We start from the raw sequence: 21,995 nt of genomic DNA, 5'->3' as shown, positions 1-21,995 counted from the left end.
CGTCCGGCTGGCGAATTGTTCTATCGGATCATGGCACGCAGTTTCGACGACATCAGGTCGGCGGCGAGTACGAGGATCAGGATGACGATGACGCAGGCCGCCGTATCCTCGTAGGCGAACAGCTTCATCGAGCTGATCAGTTCGAAGCCGATGCCGCCCGCGCCCACCATGCCCAGCACCGTCGAGACACGGATGTTGGTCTCGAAGCGATAGAGCACGACGCCGATCCAGGCCGGCAGGACCTGCGGCAGCACGCCGAACACGATGCGCTGCAGGGTCCCTGCGCCGGCGGCACGCAGCGCGTCGAGCGGGCCTTCGTCGATCTCTTCGATCGCCTCGGCGAAGAACTTGCCCAGCATGCCGGCGCCGTGCAGTGCAATGGCGAGCACGCCCGCGAAGGGGCCGAGGCCCACGGCGGCAACGAAGATCAGCGCCAGGATGATCTCGTTGATACCGCGCATCACGTTCAACACCTGACGCAGCCCGTGGAACACCCAGGCATAGGGCGAGAGATTGCGTGCGGCGAAGAAGCATACCGGCAGGGCCAGCACGATGCCGAGCAGCGTGCCCCACAGCGCGATCTGCACGGTCTCGATGGCGGGCTGCACCAGCTTCTGCATGAAGGCGAAGTTGGGCGGCAGCATGCGGCCGATGAAGTCGCCGATCCACGGCAGCCCGTCGATGAAGCCGCCTATGCTGAGACGGGTACCGACGGCCGACCACCAGAGGGTGGCGACGGTCGCGCCCAGGATCGGGACCATGATCCACCAGCCGAGCGGACCGCGCGGCTTGTTGACGACGAATTGCAGGGACATTTTCAGGCCCTCCCTTCGAGAGCGAGGACGGCTTCGGCTTCCGCTGCGGCGCGGCGGCGTTCGGTGAGGCGCTGGGCGGCGTCGAGCACATTGGGATCGTCGAGGCCGGGATAGATGCTGCGGATGACGTCGCCGCTCACACCGGCGGGCGCACCGTCATAGACGACGCGACCGCCGGAGAGGCCCACGACCCTTTCGGCGAACTCGAGCGCGTAGTCGATCTGATGAAGATTGCAGAGGACCGCGATGTTGGACTCCTTGCAGCTCTTCTTCAGGTAGGTGAGCACGGTGCGCGAGGTCTTGGGATCGAGGCTCGCCACCGGTTCGTCGGCCAGCATGAACTTGGGCTGCTGCGCCAGCGCGCGGGCGATACCGACCCGCTGCTGCTCGCCACCCGACAGCGCATCGGCTCGATTGCGGGCCTTGTGGGACATCGCGACCTGCTCGAGACAATGCAGGGCGATCTTCACGTCGGCCTCGGGGAACAGCTGCAGGCTGCTCAGGATCGGCGAGAGGTCGGCCATGCGACCGACCAGCACGTTCTTCAGCACGCTGAGGCGCTTCACCAGATTGTGCTGCTGGAAGATCATGGCGACGTTGCGCCGGAGCAGGCGCAGGTCGCGGCGGTTGGATGACAGCGGCGTGCCGTCGACCACGATGTCGCCGGCGGTCGGCTCGATCAGCCGGTTGATACAGCGCAGCAAGGTCGATTTGCCGGCGCCCGACGGTCCCAGCACGACGACGAACTCGCCGGGCCGGATCGAGAGGCTGACATCGTGCAGCGCCTGGTGGTCGCCATAGGATTTGGCGAGGCCGCGGATTTCGATCATCGCTCGATCTCCCTGGTGTTGGCCTGGGCTACTTCTGCTTCTTGAGATCGATGTTCGCGAGCTTGGCGGTCTCGCGGACGATGTCGTAGGCCTGGTCGTTGGTTTCCTTGAAGCCGTTCAGCTTGCCCTGGTCGGACCAGTTGAGGTCCTTGATCGACAGGAAGGCGGCCTTCACCTTGGCCTTCGTCTCGGGCGACAGGTCCTTGCGCCACACCATCGGCGATTCCGGGATCGGGGGCGATTCCCACACGACCTGGATCTGGTCGGCCTTGATGTGCCCCTTGGCGATGGCGGCATCGAGGATGCGGTCGGCGATGGTCGCGGCATCGACCTTGCCGTTGGCGACAGCCAGCGCATTGGCGTCATGCGCGCCGGTGAACAGCACGGTCTTGAAGTCGCGCTTGGGCTCGATGCCGGCCTTGAGCAGGCCCGCGAGCGGAAAGGCATAGCCCGAGGTCGAGGCGGGATCGACGAAGGCGAAGTTCTTGCCCTTGAGATCGTCGAGAGTTTTGATGCCACTCGACTTCAGAGCGATGATCTTGGAGTGATAGTAGGTGCGACCAGCCTTGGCGGTCTCGGCGATCGCGAAGGCCTCGACCGGCGTCACGGTGGTGGCCAGCACGTACGAGAAGGGCCCGAGATAGGCGATGTCGAGATGCTTGGCGCGCAGCGCCTCGATGACGCCGTTATAGTCGGTGGCGACGAAGCCCTGGACCTTCATCCCGGAATTCTTCTCGACCGCGTCGAGGATGTCCTTGCTCTGGGCCAGCATCGCCCGCGAGTCCTCGGAGGGGATCAGGCCGACCTTGAGGATCTGCTGAGCCTGGGCGTGAGCCGCGCCCCAGGTGCCGAGTGTCCCACCGGCCAGCAGCGAGCCGGCGGTCAAGAGCCCGAAATCGCGACGCGTCATCCTGGTCATTTTTGTTTCCTCCGTGGTTTTCTTTTCTTTGACTGACTAAGCGGCCATTTCGGCCAACAGCGCCTCCCGGCGTCCGATGAAGTTGCGCCCGCGGTCGCCTGCCAGAGCGTCGTCGACGAGGCGTGCCCAGTCGCGGGCGGCGATCCCGTGTGCGGTGGCGTCGGGCGAGATGCCGAGTTTCTTCAGGAAGGTTTCGAGGCGTGCGGCGCCCGCCGGCAGGTCGTTGCCGAAGATGCGCCGCAGCGAGGCATCGCAGGCGGCGTCACAGCCCGCGACGGCGCGCATCACCATGGGCAGGCTGAATGAGCAGGCGATGCCGTGCGGGACGCCGTGGTGCAGGGTGAGGTGATAGGACAGCGAATGGGCGAGCGCGGTGCGCGTGTTGGAGAAGGCGAGTCCGGCGAACAGGCTGGCGCGGGCCAGTCGCGTCCGCAGCGCCTCGTTGCGCAGATCGTCAGCCAGCAGCGGCAGGGCCTCGATCACCTCGCGCGCGGCGACTTCGGCCAGCGAACTCGACACCGGATTGGCATTGACGTTCCAGATGCTCTCCAGCGCGTGGCTGAGCGCATCGAGGCCCGTGCTGATCGTGATGGCGCGCGGCAGGCCGAGCGTCAGCAGCGGATCGACCAGCGCCACCTCGGGATAGAGGGTCTCGCGCGCCAGCGAGTACTTCTTCAGGGCGCCGGTATCCCAGACCGTGGCCCAGGAAGTGACCTCGCTGCCGGTGCCCGCCGTCGTCGGGATGGCGATGATCGGCGTGCGCCCCAGCGCCTCGCCGTCCTTGCCGCTCACAAGGTGCCGCCGCACCGTCTCGAAATCGCCCGACGCGGCCGCCAGGACCTTGGCGGCATCCATCACCGAGCCGCCGCCCAGCGCCACGATGGCTTCGACGGGCCTTGGGGCCGTCGCATAGGTGCGGCAGGACTCGGTCAGGCCCACGAAATCGGGGTTGGGGCCGATGTTGCTCACCGTTACCGTCGGCGCGCCGGTCTGGGCGACGACCCGACGGGCGAGGTCGGCAAAGACACCGCCGCCATTGGCATCGTCGTAGGTTACGAGACAGTAGGGCCTGCCCGCCAGCACCTTGCCCAGCGTCTCGAAGACGCCGGCGCCGAACTTCACGTCGACCGGATTCCGGTAGCGCCACATCCGCGCGTTACTCCCATGGCTCATTGGCTTGGACTTGTCGTCCTTTTGACAATCTTCCGGCCGGCTCCCACATTTAGCCAATTCAAACATTCTCGAAGTGGCATTGAGAAAATCAATATGAGGCACACGCAGCTTCGCTCCTTCCACGCGGTGGCGCAACGGCTGAGCTTCACCGCCGCCGCGCGCGAACTGGGCGTGAGCCAGCCCACCATCACCACCCAGGTGAAGTCGCTGGAGCAGGAATTCGGCGTCGAGCTGTTCGTGCGCCGCGGCCGGCGCATCGAACTCACCGAGACCGGCGGTGGCCTTCTCGACATCACGCGCCGGCTCTTTGCCGATGAGAAGGAAGCGGCCGACTATCTCAACGAGACGCGAGGCCTCAAGACCGGCCATCTGCGCGTCGGCGCGGTTGGCCCTTATCACGTCACGGACATGCTGGCGGCTTTCAACGCGCGCCATCCCGGCCTCTACGTTTCAGTGACGGTCGGTAACTCGCGCGACACGCTACGAGACCTTCTGGACTACCGGACAGACGTGGCGGTGCTGGCCCATGTCGATCCCGATCCGCGGCTGGTCGCCATTCCCTATCGCCGCCACCGGGTGATCGCCTTTTGTCCCATCGATCATCCTTTCGCGCAGCGCCGCAGCATCCGCGTGCGCGACATGGAGGGGCAGCGGCTGATCGTGCGCGAGGCGGGATCGACGACGCGCCGGGCCTTCGACCAGGCGATGCGTGAAGCCAACGTGCGGCCCCGGGTCGTAATGGAGATCGGCAGCCGCGAATCGATCCGCGAGGCAGTGGCCAAGGGGATCGGCATGGGCGTGGTGTCGGAGGCGGAGTTCATTCCCGATCCACGCATCCGGAAGCTGCCGATCGCGGATGCCGAGATCTATACCTACGCCCACGTCGTGCATCTGAAGGAACGTCAGAAGGCGCGCCTCGTGCACGCCTTCCTTCAGGTGCTCGCCGGCCTGCTGCCGGTCAGTTCGCCATCCAGCCGCCGTCGACCATCAAATTCTCGCCGGTGATGAAGGTCGCCTCGTCGGAGGCGAGGAAAAGGGCCGCATTGGCCACATCCTCGGAACGGCCGAGGCGCGGCAGCGGCGTGCGGGCGTGGCTGTAATCGATCCAACGCGGTTCGATCGCACGGCCGGTCTTGCCGGTCAGGATTTTTCCCGGCGCGACGGCGTTGCAGATGATGCTGTCGCGGCCGTAGTCGGAGGCGATCTGGCGCGTGATGTAGACCACCGCCGATTTCGAGACACCGTAGGAGAAGTCCTCGGGCGAGGAGATCATGCCGTGCTGGGAGGAGATGTTGACGATGCGCCCGCGCGCCTCGTTGCGGATTTCCTGCGTCAGCATTCGCCGCACGGCGGCCCGACACATCAGGAAGACGCCGGTGACGTTGACCTCCATCACCCGGTTCCATTCCTCGAGGCTCGTGTCGGTGAGCTTCTTCGCCGAACGGATGGCGGCGTCGTTGACCACGATGTCGAGCCGGCCGGTCGGCAGCGCCGCCCGGCGCACCGCCTCCTCGACGTCCGCCTCTTTCGAGACGTCGCCCTGGAAGAAGGGCACGTTCAGGATCCTGTGGGTCGGCTCGCCGCCTTCGACGACCTCCTCCGTGATGTCCATCAACAGGAGGGTCGCCCCTTCCGCCTGGAACTTCTTGGCGATGGCGCGGCCGATGCCCGAGGAGGCACCGGTGATGAGGGCAGTCTTGCCGGCAAGTCGGTTCATGGGCCCAACCGACGCAAGGATCGTGCCCTAACCGCGCCGCACGCTGGCGCCGCCATCGACCGGCAACGTCACGCCGGTGATGAAGCTCGCCTCGTCCGACGCAAGGAAGAGGGCGGCATTGGCGACGTCCCAGCCGGTGCCCATCTTCTTGCGCAGCGGCACCTTGGAATCGCGCTCGGCCTCGACCTCGGCGCGGCTCTTCTTGAACGTGCGCGCCCGCGTGTCGACGGCCATCGGCGTGTTCATCAAACCGGGCAGGATCACGTTGGCGCGAATGCCGTATTGCGCATTCTGGTAGGCCAACTGCTCGGTGAAGGACACCATCGCCGACTTGGTCGCCTTGTAGGCGACATAGGGATAGGTGGTGATCACTGCCATCGACGAGATGTTGATGATCACGCCGCTCTGCTGCTCGCGCATGATCGGCAGCACGTACTTGGCGGCGAAGATGCAGCTCTTGAGGTTGATCGCGATGCAGCGGTCGAAGGCTTCCTCGGTGATGTCGAGAAGCTCCGCATCGCCGCCCGACAGCGAGACGCCGACATTGTTGTGCAGGATGTCGATGCGACCCCAGCGGGCGTGCGCGTCGTCGACCATCGCCTTGAGGTCGGCGTTGCTGGTCACGTCCGCCTTGAAGGCCGCGGCGGTGCCCTGGTTGACTCCGATCATCTCGACGGTTTCCTTCGCCGAGTCGAGATTGTGATCGACGCAGAGGACCTTGGCGCCCTCGCGCGCAAAGGTGAGCGCGGTGGCGCGGCCATTGCCCATGCCTTCGCCGGGGCTCTGCCCGGCGCCGACGACGATGGCGACACGATCTTTCAGGCGCATGTCACTTCACTCCCGGGATGGGGTATTGCTTGAGCACTTCCTTGTATTGCGGCTCGTTGTCGATCTGCATGGTGGCGAGCACGCGGACGACGGCGCAGTAGAAGGCGATGGTGAGCACGAGATCGGTCATGTGCTCGTCGGACAGCTCCTTCTTGATCTCCGCAAAGGTCGTGTCGGACATGGCGAGGTCCTTCACCATCTCGCGCGCGCCCCGAAGGATCGCTTTGGCGAGCGGTTCGAGCTGGGAGGGCTTGCCCTCGGTTTCGGCCATCAAGCCGTTTATGTCCTCGTCGGTGACGCCGAATTCCTTGCCGATCTTCACGTGATGGGTGAACTCGTATTCCGACTTCTCCAGCCACCCAACCTGCAGGATGGCCAGCTCGCGCAGGCGCGGATCGAGCTTGCTCTTGAAGCGGATGTAGCCGCCCAACCCGCTGAAGGCCCGCGCCATGTCGGGCGAGTTGACCAGAAGCTTGTGCAGGTTGGTGTTGCGCTTGAGCATGTCGCGATACTCGGGCGCGACCTGGTCGGGCTCGAGATAGGGCAGGCGGGCCATCTTGGTTGTTTCTCCCTTATTGGTTGGTTGCTTCAGTGATCCTGTGAATCGCGCTCCGGCCCCTGCAGGGTCACGCCGCCATCGACGACGAGGACCTGGCCGGTGATGTAGCGGGCATGATTGCTCAGCAGGAAACGCACGGCGTGGCCGACGTCCCAGCCCGTGCCCTCGGTCTTGAGGACGGAGGCCCTGGCGCGCTGGGCGCGCGCGGCCTCGCTCATGCCGTTGCCGCGGGCATAGACCATCGGTGTGTAGACCGGGCCGGGGCAGATGCAGTTCACACGGATATTGTCGCGGCCGTGGTCGACCGCCATCGCCTGGCTGAGGCCGATCACGGCGGCCTTCGAGGTCGTGTAGGTCGTGAGGCCGCGCGGGCGCAGCGCGGAGATCGACGAGATGTTCACGATCGAGCCGCCCTTGGCCGTCTTGATCATCGCCGGGATCGCATGCTTGGAGAGCAGGAACATCGTCTCGACGTTCACCTGCATCACGCGGCGATAGTCCTCGGGCTTTTCCTCGACGACCGAGCCGCGGCTGCCGATGCCGATATTGTTGTCGAGGAAATCGAGCCGGCCCCAGCGGTCGACTGCCGCGTCGACCAGCCGCTTGCACTCCGCTTCCTGCGTCATGTCCCCGGCATGGGCCGCGGCATGAAGGCCGCCCTCGGCCTTGATCATCTCGACCGTGCGCTCCGCGAGCTTCAGGTCGCGGTCGGCCACCAGCACATGGGTGCCGGCACGCGCCAGCAGGATCGCCGCGGCGCGACCATTGCCGATGCCGTCGCCCGCCGCCCCGCCACCGGAAATGATCGCCACCTTGCCGGCCAAGCCGGCATCGTCCTCTGGACCTTTCATGAATCCCTCCTAGGGCAGGCCGGCGCCCGGCACGTCGACGCGCATCGTCTCGATGCGGCCGTCCTTCTTGTCGGCGATCGCCGGTCCGCTGCCGCTGTTCGTGATGACAAAAAGCGTGCGGCGATCCTTCCCGCCAAGCATGCAGGCATAGGCCGCGCGCTCCCCGAGATCGAGATCGTGAGTGACCTTGCCGCCTTCGAGCACGCGGATCATGTGATGGGTGAAAGCGCCAGTGACCCAGATGCCGCCCTCGGCATCGAGGCAGATCCCGTCGGGATTGCAGGTCGGCGTCTCCGCCCAGACGCGCCGGTTCGACAGGGTGCCGTTTTCGGCGAGGTCGAAGGCCGTGAGACGCTTGGCGAAGGTTTCAGCGACGATCATCGTCTTCCCGTCGGGCGTGATCACGCTGCCATTGGGGAACATAAGCTCGTACGCCGCCGCATGAACGGAACCGTCGGGATCGACGCGGGCCAGTACGGCCGGGCGGGGAGCTTCGCCGGCATGCCGATCGAAGCCGAAGTTGCCGACGTAGGCGCGGCCCTTTGCATCGACGATCATGTCGTTGCACAGGCCGGTCGCGATGCCGCCCAGCTCCGCCTCGACGGTGAGTTTGCCGCCGGTGAAGCGCATCAGCCGGCGGTCGGTCATGCTGACGATCAGCATCGTGCCGTCGGGGCGCCAGCCCAGCCCGGAGGGTTGTCCGGGCACCTCGACGACCGTCTCGGTCCTCCCGCTTTCATCGACGGTCCGAACCTGATGGACATAGAAGTCGGAGAAATAGAGCCGGTCGTCCCGCCAGCGCGGGCCTTCACCGAAGGAGAGTCCGTCGAGCAGCGGTTCGAGCTTCATGATGCGTCCTGCTGCGCGCGCGTGTCGCCAGTCGCGCGTCTTTGCTGGTTCCAGAGATGACCGCGCCCCTGGAGTGGCGCGCCCCCAGCCAAGCGTCGGGTCATCGGTCCCACTCGATCTTGAAGGAATTGCCCTCGGGTTTGACGTAGCCGGCATTGGCGCCGGGAAAATGGGCGGGGCAGAGCAGCGCGTTGCTCTCCACGCAGTCTTCCAGAAGCTTGCGACGCGAGACGGCCGACATCGCCTGGTCCCAGCAGAACTGGCTCGACCAGTCGGGATGATAGACCTGGATCGGGTGATGCATGATGTCGCCCGAGAAACAGGCCTGTTTTCCCTGGTCCTTCAGATTGATCGCGATCGAGCCCGGCGTGTGCCCGGGATAGTCCTTGATGGTGAGCAGCGAGTCGGGCTGGTGGTCGCTCTCGATCATCACGGCCTTACCGGCCTCGACGATCGGCAGCACCGAATCGTCGAACGAGCCGTCGTTCACCTTGCCTTCACCTTGCGCTTTGCGTTCACTTTCCCAGTGCGCGTATTCGCGCTTGGCGAACAGATACTTCGCATTGGGGAAGGTCGGCACCCAGCGCCCGTTCTCGAGCTTCGTATTCCAGCCGACATGATCGACATGCAGGTGGGTGCACATCACGAAGTCGACCGATTCCGGAGGGCAGCCGCAGGACTTGAGCCGGTCGAGGAACGGCGTGTCGAGGCCATTCCAGCCGGGATTGTGGCGCTGCTTGTGATTGCCGAGGCAGGTGTCGATCAGGATCGTGTGCTTCGGTGTCTTGACGACCCAGGTATGGACCGAGCCGATCAGCCGGTCGCTGCCTTCCTGCACGTGCTCGGGCACCATCCAGCCCTTCTGGGCATCGAAGGCTTCCTGGTCGAACCTGGGAAACATGCGGCCGGGCTTGAAACCCGGACCGCAGATCTCCTCGACCTTCTCGATGGTGGCTCCGCCCAGCTTTCGCACGGTCATGGCGTGGCTTCCTCCGGAACGCGGCAGCTGGAAGGGAAAGATCAGAACGTGACGACGCTGCGGATCGACTCGCCCTTGTGCATCAGATCGAACGCGTCGTTGATCTTCTCGACCGGCATCGTGTGGGTGATCAGCGAATCGATGTCGATCTTCCCGTCCATGTACCAGTCGACGATCTTGGGCACGTCGCGCCGGCCCTTGGCGCCGCCGAAGGCGGTGCCCATCCAGGTGCGGCCGGTGACCAGCTGGAACGGACGCGTGGCGATCTCCTGGCCCGCACCGGCGACGCCGATGATGACCGACTTGCCCCAGCCGCGATGGCAGCATTCCAGCGCCTGGCGCATCAGCTTGGTGCTGCCCACGCATTCGAAGCTGTAATCCGCGCCGCCGTCCGTCAGCTCGAGGAGATGGGCGACCAGGTCCTTGTCGCCCAGATCCTTCGGATTGACGAAGTGGGTCATGCCAAACTGACGGCCCAGCGCCTCGCGGGCCGGGTTGAGATCGACGCCGACGATCATGTTGGCGCCCACCATGCGCGCGCCCTGCAGCACGTTGAGGCCGATGCCGCCCAGGCCGAACACCACGACGTTGGCGCCGGCCTCGACCTTGGCGGTGTTGATGACGGCGCCGATGCCGGTCGTGACGCCACAGCCGATGTAGCAGACCTTGTCGAACGGCGCGTCAGGGCGAATTTTCGCCAGCGCGATCTCCGGCAGCACCGTGTAGTTCGAGAAGGTCGAGCAGCCCATATAGTGATGGATCTTCTTGCCCTTGATCGAAAAGCGCGAGGTGCCGTCGGGCATCACGCCCTGGCCCTGGGTGGCGCGGATCGAGGTGCAGAGGTTGGTCTTGCCCGAGACGCAGGATTTGCACTGGCGGCATTCCGGTGTGTAGAGCGGGATCACGTGATCGCCCTTCTTCAGCGACACGATTCCGGGTCCGACATCGACCACGACGCCCGCACCCTCATGGCCGAATATCACCGGGAACAGGCCCTCGGGATCGCCGCCGGACCGGGTGAACTCGTCGGTGTGACAGACGCCCGACGCCTTGATCTCGACCAGGACCTCGCCGAACTTCGGCCCTTCGAGATCGACGGTCTCGATCTCGAGATTCTTGCCGGCCTCGAAACAGACGGCTGCCTTTGTCTTCACGCGGATACCCCCTCGAAACTCTGGAGCCGAAACCTAGAGCAGGGGGGCGCCCACCGTCTACGCTGCGACGCGGCCGGCCAGCGCGCGTGCCATTTCAGACTTCGCCTCGCGATACTGGGCAATCAGGCGCCGGACGAGATCGGCGGCAGCCGGCACGTCGTCGATGTTCCCGACGCCGTGGCCCGCCGTATAAATGTCCTTCCAGCGCTTCTTGTTCTCTTGCGCGCCGACGATCTTGCCGGGCAGGGTCGTGCGCAGCACGTCGAGGTCGATGCCGGCGGCCAGCAGGCTGGGCGTCAGCCAATTTGCAGGCGCGCCGTCGACCGAGGCGGTGAGGAACACGTCCGTGGCGCGTGTGGCGAGGATCATGTCCTTGTGGGCCTGCGCCGCCATCGCCTCCCGGGTCGCGATGAAACGCGTGCCGATATAGGCGAGGTCGGCGCCCATCGCCTCGGCCGCCAGCACGTCGCGGCCCGTCGTCTGGCCGCCGGCCAGCACCACAGCGAAGCTGTCGCCCAGCTGCCGCACCTCGTTCATCAGCGCGAAAGGGTTGATGGTGCCGGTATGGCCGCCGGCGCCGCCCGCCACGGCGATCACGCCATCGACGCCCGCCTCAAGCGCCTTCTCGGCATGGCGCCGGTTGGCGATGTCGTGAAGGGCGACGGCGCCCCAGCCATGGATGCGCTTGATGGCATCGCCCGGCGCGCCCTTCGAGGTGAGCACGACCGGCACCTTGTACTTCTCGACCAGTTCGAGGTCGCCCTGATAGCGCGGGTTCGAGGCATGGACGACGAGATTCACCGCCCAGGGCGCCGGCTTCTTGCCGGCGTCTTCCAGCCGCTTCATGCCTTCGACCATCTCGTCGAGCCAGCCCTGGAACTCCTCGCGGCTGCGCGTGCCATGGGCGGGGAAGCTGCCCATCAGACCCTCGCCGCAGCACGCCAGCGTCAGCGCGGGATTCGAAACCAGGAACATCGGGGCGGCAATAGCGGGGATCGCCAGACGCTCCATCAACTTGTGCACTTCGGCGCGCGGCATGGCTCAAACCTCTCCGATGGTGGGCGTGGTCGAGGTCACGCCGCTGTCGTTCAATTGCTTCAGGCGGGCATCGTCGTAGCCCAGGAGTTCGCGCAGCACCTCCTCGGTGTGCTGGCCGAGATTTGGCGCCGGCCGCTCGATAGCGAGGCCTTCACCGTCGAGACGGTAGGGGAGTCCCTTCACGAGGCCGCCCTGCTCATCGCGCACCAGCGTGACGCCCTGCAGTGCGGTGTCGCGCAGCAGGTCGTTGCCGTCGAGGCAGGGCGCTGCGGCAATGCCCTTGGCCAGCAGTGCCTTCAGGGCAACGTCACGATCCTTGCCGGCGCAGAAGGTCCCGATTGATGGATCGGGTGCGTCGAGGGTCACGGCCAGCCATTTGCCGTCGCCGCATTGATAGGAGTCCTGCTGTGCCACGCCCGCTTCGGCATTGCCGCGTGGCGCCAGCCGATGGTTCGGATCGGCCGAGGCGGCGAGGATCTCCTCGCCCAGGGTGAACGAGGCGACCTCACGCTGGGAAAAATCCAGGAAGGCGCCCTGGCCGGTTCGCCGCGCTTCGGTGACGGCGGCGATGACGATGCCGGTGGCGAACAGCGAGACGATCTGGTCGGGATAGTTCACGTCCATGCCGGAGATGCGCGGCTCCTCGTCCTCGTATCCGGTCAGCGAGGCGATGCCCGACGTGGCGTCGAGCGTGCTGCCGAACGACACGTTCATGCGCTCGGGGCCGGTATCGCCCTGGCTGGAGATGGCGGCGAACACCAGACGCGGATTGAGGGCGCTCAGCTCCTTGTAGCCCAGGCCGGCGCGGTCGAGCACGCCGCGGCGGAAGTTCTCGACCACGACGTCGCAGTGCGCGGCGAGTTCGCGGATGACGTGCTGGCCTTCGGAATCCTTCAGGTTCAACGCCAGCCCGCGCTTGTTGCGGTTGGTGAAGCGGAACTGCGGCGAGCGGTTCCACCAGCCCTCGTCGCTATCGATTTTGCCGACGACCCGGAACGGATCGAGATAGGCGCCGGACTCGATCTTGATCACGTCGGCGCCGAGATCGGCCAGCATGGCCGATGTGTTCGCTCCGGCCGTCAGCAGGCCGAAATCGAGGACGCGGATGCCGGCGAGGGGACGCTCGCTCATGGCACGAGCTCCGGCGCGGGCCGCGGCGCGAAGGAGCGGCCGTTCCATTGCACGGGAAGTTGCGGCAGGCGCAGCCGGCCTTCCGTCGGATGCGCGATGCCTGCGAGGAAGTCGCGCGCCACGTATTGCTCCGTCTGCAGCAGCTCGGCCGGCGAGAAGATCGGACCGAACGGCACGCCCTTCCCTTGTGCGACCTTCTGGATTTCTTCGCGCGTCTTGTCGGCGAACCACGGCGCGAGCGCGGCATAGAGTTCGGCGATGTTCTGGCGTCGCCCGACACGCGTCGCGAACTTCGGATGGTCGAGGCGTGGATCGCCGACAAGGGCCCGTGTCGCAGGCCACTGGGTGACCGTGTAGACGACCGCGACATGTCCGTCGCGGCAGGGCAGGACCTGGAACTCCGAGTTCCGGCCTTCGCGGCCGGGTGAGGTGCCTGACGCGGCGGCGCCGGATGCGGCCTTCCAGTTCACCCATTGCATGACTTCCGCGAGCGACACGCGCACCGAGGGCGCCCGGCGCCCGGTATCGCGCGCCGCCAGCGCCGCCATGAGTCCGGTGAAGGCCGTGAGGCCGGCGGCATAGGAGGCCTGATGGCCCCCGAGCTTCAGCGGCTTGCGCTCCGGTTCACCGATCATGTGCATCAACCCACCCAAGGCCTGGATCGCGAGTTCGCTGACCGGTCGCTGGGCGGCATCCATCTCGATGGGGAAGGCGGCGATCTCGACCGGTGTCGCCTTGCCTGCTCGCAGCAATGCCGCGACCGAAACCGGCTCCTCGAACAGAACGACATCGGCCTTGTCGACCAGACCGGCGAGCGCGGTGCGGCCCGACTCACTCGAGAGGTCGAGCGCCAGGGAGCGCTTCGACGTGTTGAGGAACTGAAACAGCGCGCTTCCGCCCTGCGGCAGCATTGGCGGCGCACGACGCACCGGATCGCCCTCAGGCGGCTCGATCTTCAGCACGTCGGCGCCGAGATCGGCCGCGATCTTCGCGGCAAGCGACGTCGCAAGACGCAGGCAGAGCGGCACTTTTGCGTCGTTGACCTCGACGATCGTGAAGCGCGCGAGAGGTAGGGGGGGTGCCTCGGACATTGCGCGATGATCTGCGCAAGCCGGTGCTGCGGTCAACGTCGCGTGCATGCTACCGTCGCGGGTGACGGAGGACTTCAATGGCACAGACCGGTAATCACAAGGGACTTACGTTCGGCATCTTCCTGGCGCCGTTCCATCGCGTTGGCGAGAATCCCACTCTCGCGATGGCGCGCGACATGGAGCTGATCGAGTGGATCGACGAGCTGGGTTACGACGAGGCCTGGATCGGCGAGCATCATTCCGCCGGCTGGGAGACCATCGCGTCGCCGGAAGTGTTCATCGGCGCCGCCATCGAGCGCACGCGCTACATCCGCCTCGGCTCGGGCGTCACCAGCCTGCCCTATCACCACCCCCTGATGGTCGCGAACCGCTTCGTTCAGCTCGACCACATGTCGCGCGGCCGCACGATGCTGGGCTGCGGTCCCGGCGCGCTGCCGTCGGACGCCTACATGATGGGCATCGATCCCTCGACCCAGCGGCCGCGCATGGAGGAGGCGCTCGAAGCGATCATGCGCCTGCTCGAATGCAAGGAGCCGGTCACGATGAAGACCGACTGGTTCGAGCTCAAGGAGGCGCGGCTGCATCTCGCGCCCTACAGCTATCCGCACTTCCCCATCGCCTGCGCCAGCACCATCACGCCCTCGGGCATGATCGCCGCCGGCAAGCACGGGCTGGGGGTGCTGTCGATCGGCGCCGGCATCCCCGGCGGGCCGGAGATGCTCGGCAAGCAGTGGGGCATCTACGAGGAGACCGCCGCCAAGCACGGCAAGACCGCCGACCGTTCCAAGTGGCGCGTGGTGGTGAACTGTCATGTCACGGAGGACGACGAGCAGGCGCTGCGCGAGGTCCATGCCGGCGAGCGCCGCGAGACGGTGACCTATTTCGAGGACACGCTGGGCCGCCCGCCCGGCCGCGCCGACGATCCGCTGCGCGACGGGGTGAAGATGGGCACGACCCTCGTCGGCAGCCCCGACACGGTGGCCAAGGGCATCGAACGGCTCCTGGGCTTTTCCAACGGCGGCTTCGGCGGCGTCCTGTTCCGCGCCCACGAATGGGCGACGCGCGAGCAGACGATGCGCTCCTACGAGCTGTTCGCGCGCTACGTGATGCCGCGCTTCCAGGGCTCGCTCGACACGATCGTCAACTCGAACCAGTGGGCCAAGGACAACCGCAAGGGCATCTTCGGACCGAACGTCGCCGCGGTCAAAAAGGCCTTCACGGACGCCGGTCGCGAAGCCCCCGAAGAATTCCGCGCCCGCACACCCGGCGCGCGCGACGTGGCGGGCGACTGACTCTTGGCGGGTGATCCATGGCTGGTGCGCTGGCTGCCGCTCATTGCCCAGAAAGTACGGGGGCGGCCGGTGCTGGAGCTGGGCTGCGGTGGTGGACGCGACACCGCCACTCTCATCGAGGCTGGCCATCACGTTATCGGCGTGGAGTTATCACGAGAGGCCGCCGACCGTGCCCGTGGGCGCGTCCCGTCGGCCGATATCCATTGCCAGGACATCCGTGACCCGTTTCCGGTCGTGAGTCCTGTCGGCGTGGTCGTCGCCAGCCTGTCGCTGCATTATTTCGACTGGTCGGAAACTCGCGCCCTAGCCGATCGCGTGCATACCGCACTACGGCCTGACGGCCTGCTGCTGTGCCGGCTCAATTCGACCAACGATCACCATTTCGGTGCCAGCGGCCACCCGCAAATCGAAAAGGATTTCTATCTCGTCGACGGCGCGCCCAAGCGCTTCTTCGATCAGGAAGCCGTCGATCGTCTGTTTGCGCATGGCTGGCGGGTGCTCGCCATCGAGGAGAAGGTGATCGACCGGTATGATCACCCCAAGACCGTCTGGGAAGTCGTCCTTGAGCGGACCGACTAGAACGTCTTCTTCGTGCCCGGCTCGGCGTCAATCACCTCGATCGGCGATTGGCCCATCGCCGCCTTGAATTCGGCGGGCGTGCCCCGGAGGAACGGGTTGCTGGCATAGTGCATCGGCCAGGCCATCTTGGGCTTGATCAGCTCCTTGGTGGCATAGGCGGCGGCCTTGGGATCCATCACGTAGTGGCCGCCGATCGGGATCAGCACCAGGTCGGGCTTGTAGTATTCGCCGATCAGCTTCATGTCGCCGAACAGGCCGGTGTCGCCCATGTGGTAGATCTTGAAGCCGTTCTCGAGCTCGATGATGAAACCGCAGGGCTCTCCGGCGGCGAAACTCGTGTCCTTGCCGGTTGCCGGGTCCTTCAGGATCATCTCCGAGGAATGATCGGCATGGACCATGGTGATCTTCACGCCGGGAAAGGGCTCGATGGTGCCGCCCTTGCTCATGCGCGGCACGAGGTTCGCCGGCATCAGGCCCAGCGTCGCCAGGGTCTGGTTGAGGCCGGCCGGCGCCCAGATCGGCGCATTGTTCTTCTTCGAGATTTCAAGGGCGTCGCCGAGATGGTCGCCGTGGCCGTGCGTGACCAGGATCAGGTCGACCTTGCCGATCTTGTCGAGATCCTTCAGCTCCGGCGGGATCCGGGTGGCGCCCATGATCCAGGGGTCGATCATGATGACCTTGCCGCTCTGGGTCGTGAGCTTGAAGGCGGCCTGGCTGTACCAGAGAAGCTCGGCCTTGCCCTGGGCCTGTGCGGCGCCCGCAACGGCAAAGACCGCCGCCAGGGTTGCGAAAAGAAGACGGCAGATCATGTGACGTTTGCTCCCCGGTCGTTTCGCAGAGCCTAGCATCGTTCTTCGCTGCGAAAGTGCGCACTTTCCTGTGAGGCTCCGATCCCCCACCATGTGCGCTGCACAATTGACCAGGGGGATGGCTCGCCGATGAGCATCAAGGGCAAGGCCTATATTGCCGGAATTTACGAGCATCCGACGCGGCTCGCGAAGGATATCTCGCTCGCGCAGATCCACGCGCAGTGTGCCAAGGGCGCGCTGGAGGATGCGGGTCTCACCAAGGACGATGTCGACGGCTATTTCTGCGCCGGCGACGCACCGGGCCTCGGCCCGATGTCCATGGTCGAGTACATGGGGCTCAAGGTCCGTCACGTCGATTCGACCGACACCGGCGGCTCGTCCTACGTGCTGCATGTCGGTCACGCCGCCGAGGCGATCGCTTCGGGCAAGTGCAAGGTGGCGCTGATCACCCTGGCCGGCCGGCCCCGTGCCGAAGGCATGGCGACCGGCACCGTGCCGCGCAGCCGCGGCGGCACGCCGACGCCCGACGATCCGTTCGAGTTCCCCTACGGACCGACCGTCGTGAACATGTACGCCAACTGCGCCATGCGTCACATGTACGAGTTCGGCACGACCTCCGAGCAGCTCGCCTGGATCAAGGTCGCGGCCTCGCATCATGCGCAATACAATCCGCATGCGCTGCTGAAGGACGTGGTCACGGTCGAGGAGGTCGTGAACTCGCCGATGATCTCCGATCCGCTGCATCGCCTCGACTGCTGCGTCATCACCGACGGCGGCGGCGCCATCGTCGTCGTGGCGCCGGAGATCGCGGCCAAGCTCAAGCGGCCGAAGGTCAAGCTGCTGGGATCGTCGGAGTTCATCAAGACGCAGATGGGCGGCAAGGTCGATCTCACCTACTCGGGCGCGCGCTTCACCGGCGCGGCGGCCTTCGCCGAAGCCGGCGTCAAGCCTTCCGACATGAAGTACGCCTCGATCTACGACAGCTTCACCATCACGGTGCTGATGCAGCTCGAGGATCTCGGCTTCTGCGAGAAGGGCAAGGGAGGCGCCTTCGTGGCCGACGGCAACCTGATCTCGGGCGTCGGCAAGCTGCCGTTCAACACCGATGGCGGCGGCCTGTGCAACAACCATCCCGCCAACCGCGGCGGCCTCACCAAGGTGCTGGAGGCCGTGCGTCAGTTGCGCGGCGAGGCGCATCCGAAGGTGCAGGTGAAGAACTGCGATCTGGCGATCGCGCACGGCACGGGCGGCTCGCTCGGCCTGCGCCACGGCAGCGCGACCGTCATTCTGGAGAGAGAGTAGACCATGGCCGAGACCAAGGAACGCAAGCTGCCGCCGCCTGCCACCAGCGAAGAGACGCAGGCCTACTGGGACGCCGCCGGCAAAGGCAAGCTGCTGGTGCGCAAGTGCACGAGCTGCGGTCAGGCGCACCACTATCCGCGCACGATCTGCCCGTTCTGCTTCAGCGACAAGACCGAGTGGGTCGAGGCGTCGGGCAAGGGCACGATCTATTCCTACAGCGTGATGCGCCGCGCGCCGGTGCCCTACGCGATCGGCTACGTCACCCTGGCCGAAGGTCCGCGCATGCTGACCAACATCGTCGACTGCGACTTCGACAAGCTGAAGTGCGAACAGGCGGTGACCGTGGTCTTCAAGCCGACCGACGGCGGCCCGCCGCTGCCGATGTTCACGCCAGCCTGACGCCGTTCAACGGGAGGCTCTAGCGAGCCTCCCGCATCTTCGCGAGCGCGGCCGCCAGGCGCTTGGCCGCGATCTCGGTGCCGAGCTCGGTCCAATGGCCGTCCGAGACCCGGTAGGTGTTCGCCACACCCCTGAAATCGTCTTCCAGGTCGACGACCTTTATGCCCTGCGCTTCCAGCTCCGCACGCAACTTGCGATGCATGAGCTCGCGCTGCCTGGGAAAACTCATGTATCGCGGCCAGGGACTCCAGAATTCGGCATAACTCGGATCGACCACCCCTACGGGGGCCAGGGCGACAACGAATTCGATGCCGCGTTCGCGGGCGAGGTCGCGGGCACCCAGGAGCCAGGTCACGGTCGCGGCGAGCGCATTCTTGTCCAGGGACTGTTCGAGCTCCGCCGGTGTCAGCGGCACCGTCCAGTTGGCGGTCTCCCAGTCGACCATGCTGGCGAGCCACCAGGCCTGGATATACTCCTCGTCGCGGTCGCGCGGTTCGAGCCGGTCCCAGAACTTGTCGCCGCCGCGCGACAGGATCTCCCGAATGACCTTCTCATCCTTGTCGGGGTAGTAGTAGGTCTTGACCAGCCGGACCATCGCATCGAGGCGTTCGGCACGCGGCAGCTTGATGATCTTCTGCGCCTCGTCCGGCGGCGCCTTGTTGCCGCGACCAAACTCCGACAGACCAAGCCTGTTCACGAGCAACCAGGTGAGACGGGGAGCGACGGCGCCGAGCCATGAAGGTTGCGGCCGTTCGGCGATCGGCGGCGGGATGCGCCACGGCGAAAGCGCATCGGACACGAAGTCGTTGCCCGAGAAGAACATGAGGACCAGCGCATCGGGCTGCAGCGACAAAGCGATGTTGCGGATGCGGTAGTAATACTGGGGCGGCCCCGTCGCGGAGATGCCCAGCGTGGCCACCTCCCAGTTGTCGTGGCCTTGCGATCGCCACAGCTTCTCGAGCTTCATGCCGACCGATTCCTCGACGAAGGCGCCTTCGAGGAAACTGTCGCCGACCAGGACGGTGCGGAAGGTGCCGGCTGGCTTCTGCAGCGGATGCTCGCGATCGCGCATGCCCCAGCTGTTGTACATCGGGACCGGCTGCGAGCCGGTGAGCGTGCTCGCGACGGACGCGTTGGAAACCTCGATCGGCCGCAACTCACGCGCCGGCCAGGCCGGCACGACGAATGAACTCAGCAGTTCGAGGCCGGCCAAAGTGACCGCCACGAGCAGGGCCGCGAAGATGCCCGAAAACAAGAGACGCTTATGCTTCATCGGGCCTGCTCATAGCCGATCAGCGGCGTCTCTCCAACGGGCGGTAATCTTTCCCGGCGGCGCCCGTCAGCCGTTGAGGGCCGCCCACACCCGTTCCGGCGTCGCCGGCATGTTGATGTGCTTGCCGCCCAGCGCGTCGGAAATGGCGTTCATCACCGAGGGCAGGGAACCCGCGCAGCCGGCCTCGCCGCAGCCCTTGGCGCCCAGCACGTTGGTCTTCGCCGGCACCGAGTGGTAGTCGATCTTGAAGGACGGGGCGTCGCCCGCCCGCGGGATCGCATAGTCGGTGAAGCTGCCGGTGAGCGGCTGGCCTTCCTCGCTGTAGACGACATGCTCGAAGATTGCCTGGCTGATACCCTGGACCACGCCGCCATGGCTCTGGCCCTCGACCAGCAGCGGATTGATCACCGTGCCGAAGTCGCCGACCATCGTGTACTTCACGACCTCGACATGGCCGGTGTCGGGATCGATCTCGACCTCCGCCACATGGGCGCCGTTGGGATAGGCCGAGGGCGCCGCCTCGTGGACATGGCTGACGTCGAGCGTGGTGGGCACGCCGTCGGGCAGGCTCATGCCGCTGCGCAGTTTGCTGGCCAGTTCGAGGATGCCGATGCCGCGGTCGGTGCCGACGATCTCGAAACGGCCGAGCTTGAACTCGATGTCGGCGGCGGAGGCTTCGAGCGCGACGCCCGCGATCTCCTTGCCCTTCTCGATCACCTTGTCGGAGGCCTCCATGATGGCCGCGCCCGACGCCATGATCGACTTGGAGCCGCCGGTGCCGCCGCCGGCGATCAGCAGGTCGCTGTCGCCCTGCTTCAGCTTGATCCGGTGGAACGGGATGCCGAGCTTGGTGGTGAGCACCTGGGCGAACGCCGACCAGTGGCCCTGACCGTAGTCCAGCGTGCCGGTGATGATGGTGACGTCGCCATTCTCCTCGAAGCGCAGGCCGCCCATCTCGTTCATGGGCGGTGCCGTCACTTCGAGATAATCGCCGATGCCCAGCCCACGCAGCTTGCCGCGGCTGGCGCTCTCCTGCTTGCGGGCGGCGAAGCCCGACACGTCGGCCAGCTCCAGCGCCTTGTCGAGCAGCACGGTGAACTCGCCGCTGTCGTAGGTCGTGCCCGACGCGGTCTTGTAGGGCATTTCCTCGGGCTTGATGTGATTACGCCGGCGCATCTCCACTTGGTCGATGCCCATCTCGCGGGCCGCGGTGGTGATCAGGCGTTCCATGAAATAGTTGGCCTCGGGCCGGCCGGCGCCGCGATAGGCGCCGATCGGCGAGGTGTGGGTGAAGGCCACCTTGGTCTGCACCTCGATCAGCGGCGTGCGGTACACGGCGGCGAGATTGCGCGAGACGCCGAGCGCGCCCATGGCCGCGCCGACATTCGACAGATAGGCGCCGAGGTTGGCGTAACCCTTGAGGCGCACCGCGAGAAAGGTGCCGTCCTTGTCGAGGGCCAGTTCGGCATCGAAATCGTGGTCGCGGCCGTGCTGGTCGCTGAGGAAGCTGCCCGAGCGGTCGTCGGTCCACTTCACCGGACGGCCGAGGAGCTTCGAGGCGTGGAAGAGGCCGGCATATTCGGGATAGGGCGAGCCCTTCATGCCGAACGAGCCGCCGACGTTGCCGGTGACGACGCGCATCTGGGCGGGCTTGATGCCCAGCAGCGCGGCCATCTGGTTTTTCAGGCCGAACACGCCCTGGCAGCCGGCATAGAGCGTCGAGCGGTCGGTCTCCTTGTCGTAGTGGCCGATCGCCGTGCGCGGCTCCATCGCGCAGACGACGATGCGGTTGCTGACGATGTGGAGCTTCGTCACGTGCGCGGCGTTCGCGAAGGCCTCGGCAACCTTCGCACTGTCGCCGAACTGGAAGTCGGCGCAGACATTGTCCGGCACGTCGTCGAACACGGTCGGCGCGCCGGGCTGGGCAGCGGCGCGTGCTTCGGTGACGGCGGGCAGCGCCTCGATGTCGACCATGACCGCTTCCGCGGCGTCGCGCGCCTGGGCCTGGGTCTCGGCGACGACGAAGGCCACCGGATCGCCCACGAAGCGCACCTTGTCGGTGGCCAGCGAATAGCGGGTCGGCGTCTTCATCTGCGAGCCGTCGCGGTTGGGCACCATCATCACCGTCTTCAGCGCGCCGTAGCCGGCGGCGTTGAGATCCGCCCCGGTCCAGATGCCCAGGACGCCCGGCATGCCGCGCGCTTCCTCGGCGTCGATGCCCTTCAGGATACCGTGTGCCACCTGGCTGCGGACCATCACCGCATAGGCCTGGCCGGGGAGGTTGATGTCGTCGGTGTAGCGGCCCTGGCCCTTCAGCAGGGTGGGGTCCTCCTGGCGCGGCACCGGCTGGCCGACGCCGAATTTCATCAAATCGAGATTGTCCGCATCGAGGGGCGCGTTCATGGGG

At 66.0% G+C, this 21,995-nt stretch carries 22 protein-coding genes; 5 read left to right on the top strand and 17 right to left on the bottom strand.

Features of this window, described 5'->3' with window-relative positions; genetic code table 11:
- Nucleotides 1-20 precede the first annotated feature (20 nt).
- Genes phnE through psrA form a run of 4 tightly spaced genes read right to left on the bottom strand, consistent with a single transcriptional unit; the run spans nucleotide 21 to nucleotide 3,713 of the window.
- Nucleotides 21-815, bottom strand: a complete 795-nt coding sequence (gene phnE / locus ACP15H_RS18430; protein WP_425067608.1) for a phosphonate ABC transporter, permease protein PhnE — start codon at nucleotides 813-815, stop codon at nucleotides 21-23.
- 2 nt (nucleotides 816-817) lie between these two features.
- Complete coding sequence (gene phnC, locus ACP15H_RS18425; protein WP_425067607.1) at nucleotides 818-1,645, bottom strand: phosphonate ABC transporter ATP-binding protein; 828 nt, start codon at nucleotides 1,643-1,645, stop codon at nucleotides 818-820.
- A gap of 28 nt (nucleotides 1,646-1,673) precedes the next feature.
- Entirely contained in the window at nucleotides 1,674-2,564 is an 891-nt protein-coding gene (phnD, locus tag ACP15H_RS18420; protein ID WP_425067606.1) for a phosphonate ABC transporter substrate-binding protein, read from the bottom strand.
- 36 nt (nucleotides 2,565-2,600) lie between these two features.
- Complete coding sequence (gene psrA / locus ACP15H_RS18415; protein ID WP_425067605.1) at nucleotides 2,601-3,713, bottom strand: iron-containing alcohol dehydrogenase PsrA; 1,113 nt, start codon at nucleotides 3,711-3,713, stop codon at nucleotides 2,601-2,603.
- 117 nt (nucleotides 3,714-3,830) lie between these two features.
- Between psrA and ACP15H_RS18410 the strand changes: the two genes are divergently transcribed.
- A complete protein-coding gene (locus ACP15H_RS18410) occupies nucleotides 3,831-4,742 on the top strand; it encodes a LysR substrate-binding domain-containing protein (protein WP_425067604.1) in 912 nt (303 codons plus the stop codon).
- Here ACP15H_RS18410 and ACP15H_RS18405 read toward each other — a convergent pair.
- The 10 genes from ACP15H_RS18405 to ACP15H_RS18360 all read right to left on the bottom strand — a co-directional run bounded on the left by ACP15H_RS18405 (nucleotide 4,696) and on the right by ACP15H_RS18360 (nucleotide 13,934).
- Nucleotides 4,696-5,454, bottom strand: a complete 759-nt coding sequence (locus ACP15H_RS18405; protein WP_425067603.1) for an SDR family NAD(P)-dependent oxidoreductase — start codon at nucleotides 5,452-5,454, stop codon at nucleotides 4,696-4,698. The genes ACP15H_RS18410 and ACP15H_RS18405 overlap by 47 nt on opposite strands.
- Nucleotides 5,455-5,481: 27 nt before the next feature.
- Nucleotides 5,482-6,282, bottom strand: a complete 801-nt coding sequence (locus ACP15H_RS18400; protein ID WP_425067602.1) for an SDR family NAD(P)-dependent oxidoreductase — start codon at nucleotides 6,280-6,282, stop codon at nucleotides 5,482-5,484.
- Between the two features lies 1 nt (nucleotide 6,283).
- A complete protein-coding gene (locus ACP15H_RS18395) occupies nucleotides 6,284-6,838 on the bottom strand; it encodes a carboxymuconolactone decarboxylase family protein (protein WP_425067601.1) in 555 nt (184 codons plus the stop codon).
- A 32-nt stretch (nucleotides 6,839-6,870) separates the two neighbouring features.
- Nucleotides 6,871-7,692, bottom strand: a complete 822-nt coding sequence (locus tag ACP15H_RS18390; protein ID WP_425067600.1) for an SDR family NAD(P)-dependent oxidoreductase — start codon at nucleotides 7,690-7,692, stop codon at nucleotides 6,871-6,873.
- 9 nt (nucleotides 7,693-7,701) lie between these two features.
- Nucleotides 7,702-8,541 (bottom strand): SMP-30/gluconolactonase/LRE family protein, encoded by an 840-nt coding sequence (locus ACP15H_RS18385; protein ID WP_425067599.1) that lies wholly within the window; start codon nucleotides 8,539-8,541, stop codon nucleotides 7,702-7,704.
- A gap of 100 nt (nucleotides 8,542-8,641) precedes the next feature.
- The gene (locus tag ACP15H_RS18380) at nucleotides 8,642-9,520 is read right to left on the bottom strand and encodes an MBL fold metallo-hydrolase (RefSeq protein ID WP_425067598.1); all 879 of its coding nucleotides are present in this window, start codon (nucleotides 9,518-9,520) and stop codon (nucleotides 8,642-8,644) included.
- Nucleotides 9,521-9,561: 41 nt separating this feature from the next.
- Entirely contained in the window at nucleotides 9,562-10,674 is a 1,113-nt protein-coding gene (locus tag ACP15H_RS18375; RefSeq protein WP_425067597.1) for an S-(hydroxymethyl)glutathione dehydrogenase/class III alcohol dehydrogenase, read from the bottom strand.
- 57 nt (nucleotides 10,675-10,731) lie between these two features.
- Nucleotides 10,732-11,712, bottom strand: a complete 981-nt coding sequence (locus ACP15H_RS18370) for an NAD(P)H-dependent flavin oxidoreductase (protein WP_425067596.1) — start codon at nucleotides 11,710-11,712, stop codon at nucleotides 10,732-10,734.
- Between the two features lie 3 nt (nucleotides 11,713-11,715).
- Nucleotides 11,716-12,843: a CaiB/BaiF CoA transferase family protein gene (locus ACP15H_RS18365; RefSeq protein ID WP_425067595.1), complete on the bottom strand. Its 1,128-nt coding sequence runs from the start codon at nucleotides 12,841-12,843 to the stop codon at nucleotides 11,716-11,718.
- Nucleotides 12,840-13,934, bottom strand: a complete 1,095-nt coding sequence (locus tag ACP15H_RS18360; protein ID WP_425067594.1) for a CaiB/BaiF CoA transferase family protein — start codon at nucleotides 13,932-13,934, stop codon at nucleotides 12,840-12,842. The genes ACP15H_RS18365 and ACP15H_RS18360 overlap by 4 nt, the downstream gene beginning before the upstream one ends.
- 77 nt (nucleotides 13,935-14,011) lie before the next feature.
- On the opposite strand from ACP15H_RS18360, the gene ACP15H_RS18355 reads away from it, so the two are divergent.
- A complete protein-coding gene (locus ACP15H_RS18355) occupies nucleotides 14,012-15,226 on the top strand; it encodes an LLM class flavin-dependent oxidoreductase (RefSeq protein WP_425067593.1) in 1,215 nt (404 codons plus the stop codon).
- A 24-nt stretch (nucleotides 15,227-15,250) separates the two neighbouring features.
- Nucleotides 15,251-15,805 (top strand): class I SAM-dependent DNA methyltransferase, encoded by a 555-nt coding sequence (locus ACP15H_RS18350; protein ID WP_425067592.1) that lies wholly within the window; start codon nucleotides 15,251-15,253, stop codon nucleotides 15,803-15,805.
- Here ACP15H_RS18350 and ACP15H_RS18345 read toward each other — a convergent pair.
- On the bottom strand, nucleotides 15,802-16,614 hold the full coding sequence (locus ACP15H_RS18345; protein ID WP_425067591.1) for a metal-dependent hydrolase: 813 nt from the start codon (nucleotides 16,612-16,614) through the stop codon (nucleotides 15,802-15,804). The genes ACP15H_RS18350 and ACP15H_RS18345 overlap by 4 nt on opposite strands.
- 129 nt (nucleotides 16,615-16,743) lie before the next feature.
- Between ACP15H_RS18345 and ACP15H_RS18340 the strand changes: the two genes are divergently transcribed.
- The gene (locus ACP15H_RS18340; protein ID WP_425067590.1) at nucleotides 16,744-17,916 is read left to right on the top strand and encodes a thiolase domain-containing protein; all 1,173 of its coding nucleotides are present in this window, start codon (nucleotides 16,744-16,746) and stop codon (nucleotides 17,914-17,916) included.
- Nucleotides 17,917-17,919: 3 nt separating this feature from the next.
- Nucleotides 17,920-18,315, top strand: a complete 396-nt coding sequence (locus ACP15H_RS18335) for a Zn-ribbon domain-containing OB-fold protein (RefSeq protein ID WP_425067589.1) — start codon at nucleotides 17,920-17,922, stop codon at nucleotides 18,313-18,315.
- A 19-nt stretch (nucleotides 18,316-18,334) separates the two neighbouring features.
- Here ACP15H_RS18335 and ACP15H_RS18330 read toward each other — a convergent pair whose 3' ends face one another.
- Complete coding sequence (locus ACP15H_RS18330; RefSeq protein ID WP_425067588.1) at nucleotides 18,335-19,588, bottom strand: alginate O-acetyltransferase AlgX-related protein; 1,254 nt, start codon at nucleotides 19,586-19,588, stop codon at nucleotides 18,335-18,337.
- 66 nt (nucleotides 19,589-19,654) lie between these two features.
- A complete protein-coding gene (locus ACP15H_RS18325; RefSeq protein WP_425067587.1) occupies nucleotides 19,655-21,991 on the bottom strand; it encodes a xanthine dehydrogenase family protein molybdopterin-binding subunit in 2,337 nt (778 codons plus the stop codon).
- Between the last annotated feature and the right edge of the window lie 4 nt (nucleotides 21,992-21,995).

Origin of the sequence: Reyranella sp., from assembly GCF_965249915.1 — a bacterium.
Lineage (GTDB): Bacteria > Pseudomonadota > Alphaproteobacteria > Reyranellales > Reyranellaceae > Reyranella.
Note: the sequence above shows the minus strand (reverse complement) of the source record. Positions and strands in the feature narration are given on the sequence as shown.